Origin of the sequence: Shewanella chilikensis (assembly GCF_002836945.1) — a bacterium.
Lineage (GTDB): Bacteria > Pseudomonadota > Gammaproteobacteria > Enterobacterales > Shewanellaceae > Shewanella > Shewanella chilikensis.
Map to the genome: position 1 here is coordinate 66,441 of NZ_NIJM01000018.1, position 12,756 is coordinate 79,196.

Annotated in this window: 12 protein-coding genes; 6 read left to right on the top strand and 6 right to left on the bottom strand. The window is 54.7% G+C overall.

The window, feature by feature from the left end; translation table 11 throughout:
* Positions 1 to 25: 25 nt before the first annotated feature.
* The 4 genes from CX651_RS09055 to ung all read right to left on the bottom strand — a co-directional run bounded on the left by CX651_RS09055 (position 26) and on the right by ung (position 3,945).
* Entirely contained in the window at positions 26 to 766 is a 741-nt protein-coding gene (locus CX651_RS09055; protein WP_039033131.1) for an ABC transporter ATP-binding protein, read from the bottom strand.
* On the bottom strand, positions 763 to 1,770 hold the full coding sequence (locus CX651_RS09060) for a FecCD family ABC transporter permease (protein ID WP_101055697.1): 1,008 nt from the start codon (positions 1,768 to 1,770) through the stop codon (positions 763 to 765). The genes CX651_RS09055 and CX651_RS09060 overlap by 4 nt, the downstream gene beginning before the upstream one ends.
* Positions 1,767 to 2,792, bottom strand: coding sequence for an ABC transporter substrate-binding protein (locus CX651_RS09065; protein WP_146226007.1), 1,026 nt, complete (start codon positions 2,790 to 2,792; stop codon positions 1,767 to 1,769). The genes CX651_RS09060 and CX651_RS09065 overlap by 4 nt, the downstream gene beginning before the upstream one ends.
* A 484-nt stretch (positions 2,793 to 3,276) precedes the next feature.
* Positions 3,277 to 3,945, bottom strand: a complete 669-nt coding sequence (ung, locus tag CX651_RS09070; protein ID WP_101055702.1) for a uracil-DNA glycosylase — start codon at positions 3,943 to 3,945, stop codon at positions 3,277 to 3,279.
* Positions 3,946 to 4,277: 332 nt separating this feature from the next.
* Between ung and CX651_RS09075 the strand changes: the two genes are divergently transcribed.
* Entirely contained in the window at positions 4,278 to 4,604 is a 327-nt protein-coding gene (locus CX651_RS09075; protein ID WP_101055704.1) for a DUF3144 domain-containing protein, read from the top strand.
* 191 nt (positions 4,605 to 4,795) lie between these two features.
* Positions 4,796 to 5,695, top strand: a complete 900-nt coding sequence (locus CX651_RS09080) for a LysR family transcriptional regulator (protein WP_267960452.1) — start codon at positions 4,796 to 4,798, stop codon at positions 5,693 to 5,695.
* Here CX651_RS09080 and CX651_RS09085 read toward each other — a convergent pair.
* Entirely contained in the window at positions 5,684 to 6,301 is a 618-nt protein-coding gene (locus CX651_RS09085; RefSeq protein ID WP_101055706.1) for a LysE family translocator, read from the bottom strand. The genes CX651_RS09080 and CX651_RS09085 overlap by 12 nt on opposite strands.
* A 199-nt stretch (positions 6,302 to 6,500) precedes the next feature.
* Here CX651_RS09085 and CX651_RS09090 point away from each other — a divergent pair, with 199 nt between their 5' ends.
* The 3 genes from CX651_RS09090 to ccoG all read left to right on the top strand — a co-directional run bounded on the left by CX651_RS09090 (position 6,501) and on the right by ccoG (position 10,140).
* Positions 6,501 to 7,043 (top strand): thioredoxin family protein, encoded by a 543-nt coding sequence (locus tag CX651_RS09090; protein ID WP_224867904.1) that lies wholly within the window; start codon positions 6,501 to 6,503, stop codon positions 7,041 to 7,043.
* 84 nt (positions 7,044 to 7,127) lie between these two features.
* Complete coding sequence (locus tag CX651_RS09095; RefSeq protein ID WP_229839775.1) at positions 7,128 to 8,549, top strand: sigma-54 interaction domain-containing protein; 1,422 nt, start codon at positions 7,128 to 7,130, stop codon at positions 8,547 to 8,549.
* A 184-nt stretch (positions 8,550 to 8,733) separates the two neighbouring features.
* Positions 8,734 to 10,140 (top strand): cytochrome c oxidase accessory protein CcoG, encoded by a 1,407-nt coding sequence (ccoG, locus tag CX651_RS09100; protein ID WP_101055714.1) that lies wholly within the window; start codon positions 8,734 to 8,736, stop codon positions 10,138 to 10,140.
* Between the two features lie 49 nt (positions 10,141 to 10,189).
* Here the strand turns inward: ccoG and CX651_RS09105 are convergent, their stop codons facing one another.
* The gene (locus CX651_RS09105) at positions 10,190 to 10,759 is read right to left on the bottom strand and encodes an NADPH-dependent FMN reductase (protein ID WP_101055715.1); all 570 of its coding nucleotides are present in this window, start codon (positions 10,757 to 10,759) and stop codon (positions 10,190 to 10,192) included.
* 222 nt (positions 10,760 to 10,981) lie between these two features.
* Here CX651_RS09105 and CX651_RS09110 point away from each other — a divergent pair, with 222 nt between their 5' ends.
* A complete protein-coding gene (locus CX651_RS09110) occupies positions 10,982 to 12,598 on the top strand; it encodes an AMP-binding protein (protein WP_101055722.1) in 1,617 nt (538 codons plus the stop codon).
* Positions 12,599 to 12,756 lie beyond the last annotated feature (158 nt).

Here is a 12,756-nt window from a genome sequence, read left to right on the forward strand (position 1 = left end):
AAAATTTAGCGCTCCCGTCAACACCTCAAAGGTGCTCGGCAATCGCAGATTCACTGACGCCATAGAGCTGCGCCAGTCCTGATACTTGCAACTGCCCGGCCACCGCACCTTGTCTCAGGCCATGACCGGGTTCCACCAAGGCCACGCTATCGGCCAACAGCTCGGCATGACGTGGATGGTGAGTCGACATCAATACTGCGATTCCCTGCTGCTTGAGTCGTTTAACCTGAGCCAGCAACTTGATTTGATTGCCGAAATCCAGGCTGGCGGCCGGTTCATCCATCACCAGCAGTCTTGGCGATTGCAATAGGGCCCTGGCAATCAATACCAGTTGTCGTTCGCCGCCGCTTATCTGATCCATGGCGCAATCGGCCAAGTGAGCTATATCCAACTGCTTCAAAGCCGCCAACGCCCGCTTCTGCTCATTGGCGCCGGGCACGGCAAACGGCCCCAATCGCGACTGGCAGCCCATGAGCACCATTTCCAACACCCGAAATGAAAAACGGCTCAACTGCGCCTGCGGCACATAGGCCATCTGCTGTGCCAGCTCGCGCTGCGACCATTGATGAATTTGCCTGCCGGCTATCTTTATCTCACCGGCCAGTGGTTGCAGCAAGCCAAGCAGCGTTTTCAATAAGCTGGTCTTGCCGCTGCCATTACATCCGAGCAAACAGACGATTTCAGCTTCCGGCAAGCAAAGCTCTACATTCGCCAGCAAAGGCTTACCGGCATAGCCCACTGTGACACCTTGCATGCTGGCTATCATTGGCCCCGGCCTCCGCCTCTTAACAGTAAAAACATAAAGAAGGGCGCGCCGATACACGCGGTCAAAATCCCCAGCGGCAACTCGATTGGCGCCAGAGTGCGCGCCAGGGTGTCGGTCAGCAGCAACATAAAGGCGCCCAGCAGCATGGACATGGGCAACAGCCTTCTGAAATCGGCGCCCACCAGCAGGCGGGCGATATGCGGCACCACCAGCCCGAGCCAACCTATGATCCCGGCAATGGATACCGCCGCCGCAGTCAGCAGTGTGGCCGCCAGAATAAATATCAGCCGGGTTTTTGCTATGTTGAGCCCGAGACTGCTGGCCTCATCGTCGGCCAGACTTAACAGATTCATACGCCAGCGCAGCAGCATTAACGGCACCAAGCCCAGTATCATGGGCAGCAGGCTAGACTTGAGATCTTCCAGAGTAATATCCGACAACCCGCCCATCAGCCAAAAAGTAATGGAAGGTAACTGACTGTAGGGATCGGCCAACAATTTCATCAATGAAATACCGGCGCCGCACAAGGCGCCAATAGCTATGCCCACCAGAACCAAAGACAATACTGGATCGCCCTGACGACTAAGCCGCGCCAGCAGACAAACCAGAGCCACCACCAGCAAACCGCCGAGAAAGGCGAATAGCTGGATGTTGTAAACCGGTAAATCCAGGTAGATGCCCAGAACAGCCCCCAGGCCGGCCCCGGCGGAAACGCCCAGAATATCAGGCGACACCAAAGGGTTACGGAACATCCCCTGATAGGCGGCGCCGCTGGCGGCCAGACCGGCTCCAATCATAAGCGCCGCCAAAATTCTGGGCAGCCGCAAATGCCAAAAGACACTGATGCTCTTGCTGTCCAGGGCGGCCACATCGCCACCGATGGCATGCCAAAGCGCCTGCCCCTGCTGTACCAGGCTAAGAGGATACTGGCCACTGGCCGCAGCAAAACAGAGAATGCTGAGACAAATTCCGGCTGCCAGTGGGTATTTGATTCTGTCGTTCATGCGGGGTGCAGCAGATTGGCAGCCTGCTCTCCACTAAGCTCACTGTGGTAAAAATCGCGGTAGAAATCCTTCACCAATGCTTGCTTGGCCTGCTCATCAGCGCCGGACAACAGCAACCTAAGGTAACTCATCCCCAGCAGCCGGTTTATTCCCGGCGGCGAGTCAATCCAACCAAAGGGCTTGTTCGGCAACCAATAGACCCGCTTGTTGCGTACAGCCGCCAGCGTGCCCCAGACAGGGTCTTGGCGAATATAGTGGATAAAGGCGGGATCCTGGCTGATGATTAGCTCAGGCTCCCAGGCCATCAATTGCTCCAAAGAGACTTTGGCCAAGCCGCGATAGTCACCGGCCTTGGCGACATTCTTAAGTCCAAGCTGCTCTATGGCTTCGGTATGAATGGAACCTGTAACCCCGGTTTCAAGCCCAGTGGCCCCGCGGCCAAAGTAAAAAGAGAGCGGCTCCGCCAAACTGCGGCCAAACTCTCTGGCATCACTGAGGATTTCGGCGGTGCGCTTGGCAACAAAATCGGCCCGCTCGTTGACTCCCAGTACCTGCCCCAGTTTTCTCAGTTGTGCCGCAGTACCTGCGAGTGAGCCATCAAGCAGCAAAAACGGCACACCGCTGATGCGTTCCACCTTTTGTGCCATCGACTGGTAGTTTTGGCTGAGGTTGCCATAGTCGACGACAAGATCGGCATCCAGAGTCATCAGCTTTTCCAGTGAAAGGCTGGCATTGCGCCCCACCAAACGGCCCAGTCTGGGCTTTTGCCACAGACTCGGAGCAAAGCCATGTTGTTGTAACAAGGCCGGCTTGAGGTGGGCATAGCCGAGCAGTTTTTCCGGACTCAAGGCCAGCAACAGCAGGTCCGCCGGCCCGCCGGCACTGACCACCCGCTTGATATCTTTAGCCTGTGGCAGTGACAATTGCCCGTTTGAGGTCAGCTCAGTTCCATTGGCCAGCATCGGCAAAAAGGCCAGCAAGCCCAGACTTAAGCCGCCCTTAATAACACTCCTTCTATCCAATCTTGTTATCCTCACCGCCAATCGATATATACAAAAATATATAGCGCTGAAAATTACCTTTATCCACCCACTTTGGCAATGGATGGAGATCACAATTAAAAGATTTACAACAGCAAACCCTTAAAAACGCTATACAAGCGCGTGGAAGAAATGCTTTAAAAGGCAGAGAGTTATTTGGCAAACATAGGCAAGCGTATCCGCACCGGCTCCTTTCTCGAACCGAGCAATCACACAATCAAAGTATGTTTTTTGCAGCTCACGGATTATAAAGGCAGAACCGTGGCTTCAGCCTATGTTCCCATAGATGCATTCGGGGCTGGTTGAGCATTATTGGTCGGGATAGTTCGGACCTCAGTCGCCGCACAGGCACAGTATATGATTTATATCGGCACCATGGCGTACATGGGCGAAATAGTCCGTCACTGCCGGCCTGCGCGAAGCAGTTCAAAGTTTACAGAATCAAGAGGGATTCCGGGGATACGTCCTACACCTGCCAGTCTATTTCCGCTTGCTGCCACTGCTTGAGTTGCTGATTGATGGCCGAGAAATGACCACAACCAAAGAAACCCCGGTAGGCTGATAGAGGCGAAGGATGCGGGCCGCTTAAGATCTTGTGCTGCGGCGCCTTGATAAGCTTGCCTTTCTTAATGGCATGACTGCCCCAGAGCACAAAAATAATCGGCTCGTCACGCTGATCTAGCAGCTGCAGAGCCCTGTCGGTGAAGGTTTCCCAGCCCGCTTTGGCATGGGAGTGCGCCTTGCCCTGCTCCACCGTCAGCACAGTATTGAGCATCAAGACCCCTTGCTTGGCCCAGTTCACAAGATGGCCGTGATCCGGGATTACGAATCCTGGGATGTCAGTCGCCAATTCCTTGTACATATTGACCAGCGAAGGCGGTGTCTTCACCCCGGGTTTGACCGAGAAACACAGGCCATGGGCTTGCCCTGGACCATGGTAAGGGTCCTGACCGATAAGCACCACTCTCACCTTATCCAGCGGTGTCAGCTCAAAGGCGCTGAACACCTCTTTCTCGGATGGAAAGATGGCCTTGCCGGCGGCGCGCTCTGCGGCGACAAACTCACTGAGTTGCTGAAAATAAGGGGCCTGTTGTTCAGCGGCGATAAATGCCTGCCAGTCAGTGGAAAGCGCCATGGTGATAATCCTCTGTGTAAAAGAGGCCATAGCTTAAGAGCGCCGACTGCGGGATACAAGCGCCGAGCATAGACTCTGAGGCCTGTATTCGAAGGAACCTGAGTTAATTTTGTAAGCCAACCTCTTGAGGAGTAAGCCAAGATAACCCACGAACACAGACTTCAGTGACAACAACTGCAGCCACTATTGAAGCAACTTTTTGCCCAAATGCCAGGATCTTGGCAAGCAGGCGCGGGGATTCAGATCCCAATCGCCAATATTTTTCCTTGGCACAGCGCCTTTTTAGGTTAGAATCGGCCCTCAATCTTTGGCTTAGCAAGAGCGAATATAGTATGTCAGATGCCAGCAACCAAACCACCATATTCCAGTTAGCAGATCAGTTTATCGCCCTCGCCAATGAACTGACCCAGCAAGAAGGCGACGTCGGCAAGGTTGGCACCGCCCTGAGATTTGCCGCCGCCCGCTTCAACGCCTTTGAAGCCTCGATCAAGTCTGCCGATCTGGGCGCCGAAAAAGCCAATGCCCTGGAGTGGTTTACCGCCGAATATCGCGACATGTTGGATGACAACCTGGAAGATCACATTGCCAACCCTCCAGTGGTCAACAGCGAAGAAGCTGCCGAACCGGCCGATAATGCCGTGCAGCAATTCAAAGTCTGAGTTCCGTTTATTGCCGCTGCGGGGCCTGTGTCCCCGCACTATTACACCATTCCGGCTCTGTCCTTCTCGATCCCGTCAGCCGCATCACTGTCTCTGTTTCTTCCGCGACACTTTCAAAATTTATTTGAATATCTGCCAATTACAGGCATAAATACCAGAGTCATCAACAGGACTATTCTCGGTAAGCGCGCATGATACGAGCATTGCAAGACTTGAAAATATTCAGCGAAACCGCCAGACAGGGCAACCTGTCGCGGGTGGCACAACTGCTTGATCTGACTCCGGCCGCCACCAGTGCCGCCATCAAGCGCCTCGAAGCCCAACTCAACACTGTACTCTTTGTTCGCTCTACCCGCAGCCTACGTCTAACTCAGGAAGGCGAAATCTTTCTGCAGCACTGCAATGAAGCCCTGAATATTCTCGACGACGGCTTTCAAGCGATCCAACGAGGGCAGAGCCTGCTCAAGGGCAAGTTGCAGTTGTCATTGCCATCGGATCTCGGCCGCAACCTTTTGCTGCCGATATTGGATGAATTTATGGAACGCCACCCGCAGGTGAGTATCAGGGTGCAGATAAGCGATCGCCTGACGGATATCTACCGCCAACCCGTCGACATAGTGATCCGCTACGGCCTGCCGGCCGACTCGGCGCTTATCGCCCTGCCGCTTTGCCGCCAAAATGACAGGGTGTTGTGCGCTTCTCCCGACTATATTGCCAGGTTCGGTGCGCCGGGCAGCCCAGAGGAACTGGCACAGCACAACTGCCTGTGCTTTATGCTGGCCGATGCGACTCACAGCAGATGGCATTTTCAGTCAACGTCGGGCCAAATCACTGTGCAGGTCAAAGGCGATAGAGTCGCCGATGATGGCGAGTTGGTGCGGCGCTGGGCCGTGGCCGGCAAAGGCATAGCCTACAAGTCACGGCTCGATATCAGTGAAGAGCTGAAAAATGGTCAACTGCTGCAACTCTGCCCCGAGTGGCGCGGTGAAGAAGCACCGCTCAATATGCTCTGCGCCGACAGACGTCAGCTCAGTCCTTTGGTTATCGCCCTCAGGGAACATCTCGAGCAGGCATTGCAATCACAGCAGTGAATAGATCACCCGCCCGGCCAACAGGATAAGCACCAGGCCGCTGAGGCGGTCAATCAACTGCGCCTTTTCTCTCAGCTTGGGCAGTACCCTTGGTTGAGACAACAGGAAGGCTATCAGGGTGTACCAGAGGCCATCTACCAGCATAGGGGTCAAGACTATGATGCCTCGTCCCAGCAGGCTGTCTGCGGCGGCGACAAACTGGCTGAACAAGGCCAGGAAAAACAGCAAAATTTTCGGGTTAAACAGCGAAATGGCAATGCCATCGCGGGCGGCTGTCAGCATGCTCGTCGGCTTGCCGGCACTGAGTTTTTGCTGCATGCCGCCCTTGGATTGCAGTGCCTGAATCCCAAGCCAGGCAAGATAAAGCGCCCCCAATATGGCGATGCCGTTAAACAGCAGAGGGGTGTGTTTCAGTACCACTGCCAAACCCAAAAGGGTGATAAAGGCGTAAACACCTATCCCCAAAGAATGCGCCCAGGCGCAGGTAATGCCGCGACTGCGACCGCCACCCAAGGTGTGACGCACCACCATGGCCAGACTCGGCCCGGGTGACATGGCCCCCAAACACGAGATAGCCACCAGTCCCAACCAATCACTCCAATTCATTGTTCCCCCTCAATGAAACACACCATTTTGCCCTGTCTTGTGCAAACACCGGCCTCATATAGAACAAGCACCTTTCGCAACAGGTTGGTCAATATACTCTATGAAGCCAGCGCTTTCGAGCCGCCAATTTTCAATTAGTTTTAAGGCTTGCTGACTATACTGAGCGCCCATATAGCTCCCTAAACCCATTGAGGCCCGGATGATACTTACTCTCAGCATATTGGCTCTGCTCAGCCTGATAGCGGTGATTGTGCTGCTGCTAATCAAAAAACGCCGCGGCGCCAAGATCCCCATGGCGGTGATCCTGGTATTGGGGGGAATGGCTTTTTGTGTCGCCGCCGTGGTCAGTTTTGTGTATCGCGGCGAAGATTATGAAGCTTACCGGGAGCTGCGCTGGCAAGTCCTAGACAGCCAGGCAATCCCGGCTCTGGTGGCCGAAGGCAAGACAGTCGTCGTCGATGTGAGTGCCGATTGGTGCCTGATTTGCCAGGCCAACAAGGCCAATGTGCTCCATAGGGAGCAGATAGTCAGGGCGCTGGCCGAGCCGAATATTGTATTGATGCGTGGCGACCTCAGTAAGCCCAACCCGGCGGTATCCAACTATCTCAGCTCCCAGGGCGTTGCCGGGGTGCCTTATAACCGCATCCATGGCCCGGCCGTGCCCGAAGGGGTCGTAATGCCCAGCGTCCTGACGGTCAAGGATCTGCTCAAGGTGCTGGCTCATGTTCAAATCAGCCAGTAAGGCACGATATATCGTGCCTTTGTACTGACAAGCCCGGTAAGCGGCTCTATACTGGCGCAGACCTCAGTGCCGAAGGAGCCGCCCTTGTCTGACTCAAACAGCTTTTTGCCCGAAAACCGCCTCTTGCTCAATGCCGTCAGTGAAGGCATTTATGGTTTTGATCTTAAAGGTAATGCCGTCTTTATTAACCCGGCGGCCGAGAAGATGACCGGCTGGAGCGCCGCCGAACTCTTGGGGCGCAAGATCCACGACTTTCACCATCACAGCCACGCCGATGGCAGTGTCTATCCCCACGAAGATTGCCCCATCTATCAGACACTCAAAGATGGCAAAGCCAGAGAAATAACCACGGAAGTCTTCTGGCGCAAGGACGGCAGCTGCTTTCCCGTACACTATAGTTCCACCCCAGTTTGGCAGGACGGTAAGCTCAAGGGCGTAGTAGCGATATTTCGCGACATTAGTCTGCAAAAGCAGACTGAGTTGTCGCTGCGTCAGGCGCTGGAACAGATACAGGCGCTATCGGAACAACTGGCCTCGGAAAACTCCTGGCTGCAGGCCGAGCTGGAAGACAAGACGGGCACCCAGGAGATTGCCGGTAACAGCCCGATGATCCAAACCCTGCTCAAACAGTTGCGCCTGGTGGCTAATACCGACAGTACCGTGTTGATCCAGGGGGAAAATGGCACAGGCAAGGAGCTGGTCGCCCGCCAGTTGCACAGACTCAGCAGCCGCAAAGACAAGCCGATGATCTCAGTCAACTGCGCCGCCTTCTCTGCCGGACTCTTGGAGAGCGAACTATTCGGCCATGAGAAAGGCGCCTTTACCGGTGCCAGTCAGCGGCGCAAGGGGCGCTTCGAACTGGCCCATAGAGGCACCCTGTTCCTCGATGAAGTGGCCGAACTCAGCCTCGAGGCCCAATCCAAGCTGCTGCGGGTCATTCAGGAGCAGGAGTTTGAACGCGTCGGCGGCAGCGACAGTATCAAGGTGGATATTCGACTGATCGCCGCCACTCATCACGATCTGCAGCAGCGGGTGGAGCAAGGGCTGTTCCGGATGGATCTCTTCTACCGACTCAATGTCTTTCCGCTCAAGGTCCCGGCACTGAGACAGCGGCGGGAAGATATCCCTGAGCTGGTGCAACAGCTGCTCAAGAGCCTGTCATTGAAACTGGGTAAACCCCTGGCGGGCGTTGATGGCGATAGTCTGCGGCGGATGATGCAATATCAATGGCCGGGAAATGTACGTGAATTGCAAAACCTGCTGGAACGGGAAGCCATCCTTGCCCGCGAGCCGATACTGCATCTCGCTCCCTTGCCCAGCGATACGCCGCTGCCAACTGTGGGTCAGACTCTGGCCGAAGTGGAAGCAGCTCATATCAAAGCGACACTGGACGCCTGCCACTGGCGAATATCCGGCCCACGCGGTGCGGCCAGCAGTCTGGGGCTGCCCCCCAGCACCTTGAGATCGCGGATGCAGAAGCTGGGGATCTGCCGCCAGGGTAGTTGAAGCCACAACTGGGGATTCAAGGCAGAAAAAGTCACGACATATCGCCAACTCACGTTATGTCGTGAGTTAATTCCCCTGCACCCAAACAAACATTAGATATAAATCAACAAGTTAATCCTGTATTGGAACTGGCACGTCTCTTGCGATTGCCTAGCCGTATGTCAGTCGTCATTCAGGAAATAGCATGGTTCAACAGGCAAGACAGTCATCGGAAGCGATTCCGGTCACTTTTATCCCCTCCCCCCAAGACAAGAAAAGCAGCCACCAAGGCGGTAAAATCCACTTTCGTAGCCAACGCGGTTATTTTCAGCGTTGGCGCAGCTGCCTCAACGCCCTGTTGATAGCCCTGTTTCTGTTACTGCCCTTTATCGACTGGCAGGGGCGGCAAGCCATCTGGTTCGATCTGGCCAATCAACAGTTTTACTTTTTTGGTGCTAGCCTCTGGCCCCAGGATTTTACCCTGTTGGCCTGGTTCTTTATCGCCGCCGCCTTTGCCCTGTTTTTTGTGACCCTGTTTTGGGGCCGCGTCTGGTGTGGTTATCTCTGCCCGCAAACCGCCTGGACGTTCGGCTTCGCCTGGGTAGAAGAGAAGCTGGAAGGCAGCCGTAACCAGAGGATCAAGCTGGACGCTTCGCCCATGAGCCTCAGCAAGGCCAGCAAACGCGGCGGCAAACACCTGCTGTGGATATTGATTTCACTGCTCACCGGCTGTGGCTTTATCGCCTACTTTGTACCGGCCAAGCAGCTGTATCCGGAGATTTTTACCTTCTCCGCCGGTTTTTGGGATAGCGCCTGGGTGTACTTTTTTGCCCTGTGTACCTATCTCAATGCCGGTTGGATGCGTGAGCAGATGTGCCTGCATTGCTGCCCCTACTCAAGGTTCCAATCAGCCATGTTCGATTCCTTCACCAAGACAGTGACCTATGATACCCAGCGCGGTGAAAGCCGTGGCCCAAGAAAACGCAAGCAAGCCACAGAGCTTGGCGACTGTGTCGACTGTAATCTCTGCGTCGAGGTGTGCCCAACCGGGATAGATATTCGTAACGGCCTGCAATATGAGTGCATCAACTGTGGCGCCTGCGTCGATGCCTGCGATCAGACCATGAGCAAGTTTGGCTATCGCCCCGGGCTCATCTCCTATACCAGTGAAGAGTCACTGACCAGGCAAACTCCGCCACTATGGCAGCGCAAACGCTTTATTGGCTATGGCGCCGCCTTGCTGGCGATACTCTGCACCATGGGGCTGGATATCTACTCGCGGGATCCCATCACGCTCAATGTGATCCGCGACCGCCAGAGCCTGTACCGGGAAACCCTGGATGACGGCATAGAAAACAGCTATCTGCTGAAAATACGCAATAAGACCCAGCAGGATAAGCAATACCGGATAGAGATCAGCGGCGCCCTGCCCTATCAGTTGTCGACCAATCGCGTTCACATCGCCGCCGGCGAGCAGTATGAATTGCCGCTGACCCTGACTGTGCCTGTGGCGCAAATCGACAACAACCGCAGCAATCTGCTGTTTAAAGTGCTTGAGGCCGATGCGCCAGATAATAGCGTCAGCCAGAAGTCGGTATTTTTTGCCCCGTGAGTTGCCTCAGGGCGGCGAAGTGTTTCACCCGGCTTCGCCGCCCGCTTTTTTATCCTTTTCTCTGCTGGGCAATCAGCCCCTGCAGTATGCTTTTCACCTTGCTCTGCTGGTCATCTCCCAGCAGAGAACCATCTTCGGTAAAGGCTTCGTGAGCCTTGGCAAGCGCCAACTGCTCGGGCAATACCAGCGCCCCCAGGTTAAACATCAGCTCACGGACCGGGGTCAAACCTCTGAGCCCCCCGAGTGCCCCCGGGCTTGCCGCCATCAAGGCCACCCATTTACCGGCAAATACATTACCCGCAGGTTGAGTTGCCGGACGGGACAGCCAATCGATGGCATTTTTCAGTGCCGCGGTAATGGATCCATTGTACTCAGGACATACCAGCACCAGACAATCGCTCTGCAACAGCTTGCTCTTGAGTGCCACGGCAGCCTCGGGGGCGCCAAATTCGGCCTCGTCATCCTGATTGAGCAGGGGCATGGGACACGCATTCAGTGTCAGCACCTCAGACTCCAGCCCCAGCTCGGCGGCCACGGCGGCGGCATAATGGGCTAGACGGGTGTTGAACGAGCCTTTTCTCAGGCTACCGGAAATAAACTTTATCCGCAGTTGCTGCATGTTTTTATCCTTAATTACAGTCAATTAACCCATTTATTGCAGAGGATTTTTCATCTGGCACCATTGCCTTGGCCGCGCTTTGCCTCTAACCTGAACTCTGATCATTACTAAGCACCCCAAAAGGTGCAGAAAGTGTCGGGGGAAGCACGGGCCAAAGTTAACATCATGGCTGGATAAGCATTCAAAACCCAATAACAATAATAAATTCCAAAGGAAAAGGTGATGACAAGAGTGATACAGAATCAGGTATACGATAGCCAGACTCAGTTGGATTTTTCCCGCTATGACTCTCTTGCGGATATGATAGTCAGCAGCTGTGAGCGTTACGGCGACAAGAGCGCCTTTGCCTGCCTCGGCAAGGCCATCAGCTTTCGCGAACTGGAGAGGGATTCACGCGCCTTTGCCGCTTTCCTGCAGCACAACACCCAGCTGCAAGTCGGCGATCGTATCGCCATTCAACTGCCCAATATCAGCCAATTCGTTATTGCCGCCTATGGCGCGATTCGCGCAGGCCTGGTGCTGGTAAATACCAACCCCTTGTATACCGAACGGGAGTTGATCCATCAGTTCAAGGATTCCGGCGCCAAGGCGCTGGTGGTGTTGTCAGATCTCTTGCCGATTCTGGCCAAAGTCGTTGCCAGCACCCCGATTGAAACTGTGATATCCACTCATCCGCTGGATCTTATCGAGCCGCAAATTCAGCCCAAAACCGGCCTGAAAAACCTCGAATTTACCAAGGTTCTTGAACAGGGACGTCAGCTGGAGTTCACCGAAGTAAAGCTGAAGCTGGACGATCTGGTGGCGCTGCAATACACGGGCGGTACCACAGGCCTTTCCAAGGGAGCCATGCTCAGCCACAAAAACCTGATTGCCAATGCCATGCAATGTGAATCCCGTATAGGCGCCAACCTGGTACAGGGGGAAGAGATCTTCGTCGCCCCACTGCCCATCTACCATATTTACGCCTTTTTGGTGAATCTGGTGCTCTATTTTGAGCGCGGCGCCCTGACAGTGCTCATTCCCAACCCGAGGGACATAGCCTCGCTGATCAAGACCTTGGCCAAATATCCCTTTACCGGATTTGCCGGGCTTAACACCCTTTTTGTTGGCCTGTGCCATCAGCAAGCCTTCCGTGAACTGGACTTTTCCCATCTGAAGATCACCATTTCAGGCGGTACCGCCCTCACCGAAGCCGCAGCCAAACTCTGGCAACAAACCACAGGCTGCACCATATCTGAAGGTTATGGTCTGAGTGAGACCTCACCGGTTATCTCCCTCAACGCGCCGGGGCTTGAACGTCTGGGCAGCATAGGCAAGCCGGTTATCGAAACTCAAGTGCAAATTCTCGATGGCAATGACCAGCCCCTGCCGCCAGGTCAAGCCGGTGAACTCGCGGTGCGCGGCCCTCAGGTGATGAGTGGTTACTGGCAAAAGCCCGATGAAACTGCCGCTGTGATGACAGAAGATGGCTTCTTCAAGACAGGGGATATCGCCATTGAGAGCGAAGATGGCTATCACAGCATAGTGGATCGCAAGAAAGATCTGATTATCGTCTCCGGCTTCAATGTTTACCCCAATGAAGTCGAAAACGTGCTGGCCCGCTGTGAGTTGGTACTTGAATGCGCGGTTATCGGAGTTGAAGATGAGCGCAGCGGTGAAGCCGTCAAGGCGGTAATAGTGCTCAAGCCCGAGGTCGATGCCGCCAAAGCTCAAGCAGCCATTGAGGCCCACTGCCGGGCAGAACTCGCGGCCTACAAGGTGCCCAAAATGATAGAGTTTGTCGCCCAGTTGCCCAAGAGCACGGTCGGCAAAATACTCAGGCGTGAACTGCGCAAATAAGCCAAATAAAAATGCCGCTTAAAAGCGCAACGTAGTTCACTTAAGCGGAGCTGCCTTGTGATTAACAGGATATCGGGTCTTTGATATTTTTACCGCCCTAGGCCGATTTGGCTTAGGGCGTTTGTCTATAAAGAGGATGGACAAGTCTCCTCGCAGAC

Bases quoted from the DNA above. Each gene is read 5' to 3' on its own strand.
- CX651_RS09055 (WP_039033131.1), bottom strand. From the start codon at position 766: ATGATAGCCAGCATGCAAGGTGTCACAGTGGGCTATGCCGGTAAGCCT.
- CX651_RS09060 (WP_101055697.1), bottom strand. From the start codon at position 1,770: ATGAACGACAGAATCAAATACCCACTGGCAGCCGGAATTTGTCTCAGC.
- ung (WP_101055702.1), bottom strand. From the start codon at position 3,945: ATGGCGCTTTCCACTGACTGGCAGGCATTTATCGCCGCTGAACAACAG.
- CX651_RS09075 (WP_101055704.1), top strand. From the start codon at position 4,278: ATGTCAGATGCCAGCAACCAAACCACCATATTCCAGTTAGCAGATCAG.
- CX651_RS09080 (WP_267960452.1), top strand. From the start codon at position 4,796: ATGATACGAGCATTGCAAGACTTGAAAATATTCAGCGAAACCGCCAGA.
- CX651_RS09085 (WP_101055706.1), bottom strand. From the start codon at position 6,301: ATGAATTGGAGTGATTGGTTGGGACTGGTGGCTATCTCGTGTTTGGGG.
- CX651_RS09090 (WP_224867904.1), top strand. From the start codon at position 6,501: ATGATACTTACTCTCAGCATATTGGCTCTGCTCAGCCTGATAGCGGTG.
- ccoG (WP_101055714.1), top strand. From the start codon at position 8,734: ATGGTTCAACAGGCAAGACAGTCATCGGAAGCGATTCCGGTCACTTTT.
- CX651_RS09105 (WP_101055715.1), bottom strand. From the start codon at position 10,759: ATGCAGCAACTGCGGATAAAGTTTATTTCCGGTAGCCTGAGAAAAGGC.
- CX651_RS09110 (WP_101055722.1), top strand. From the start codon at position 10,982: ATGACAAGAGTGATACAGAATCAGGTATACGATAGCCAGACTCAGTTG.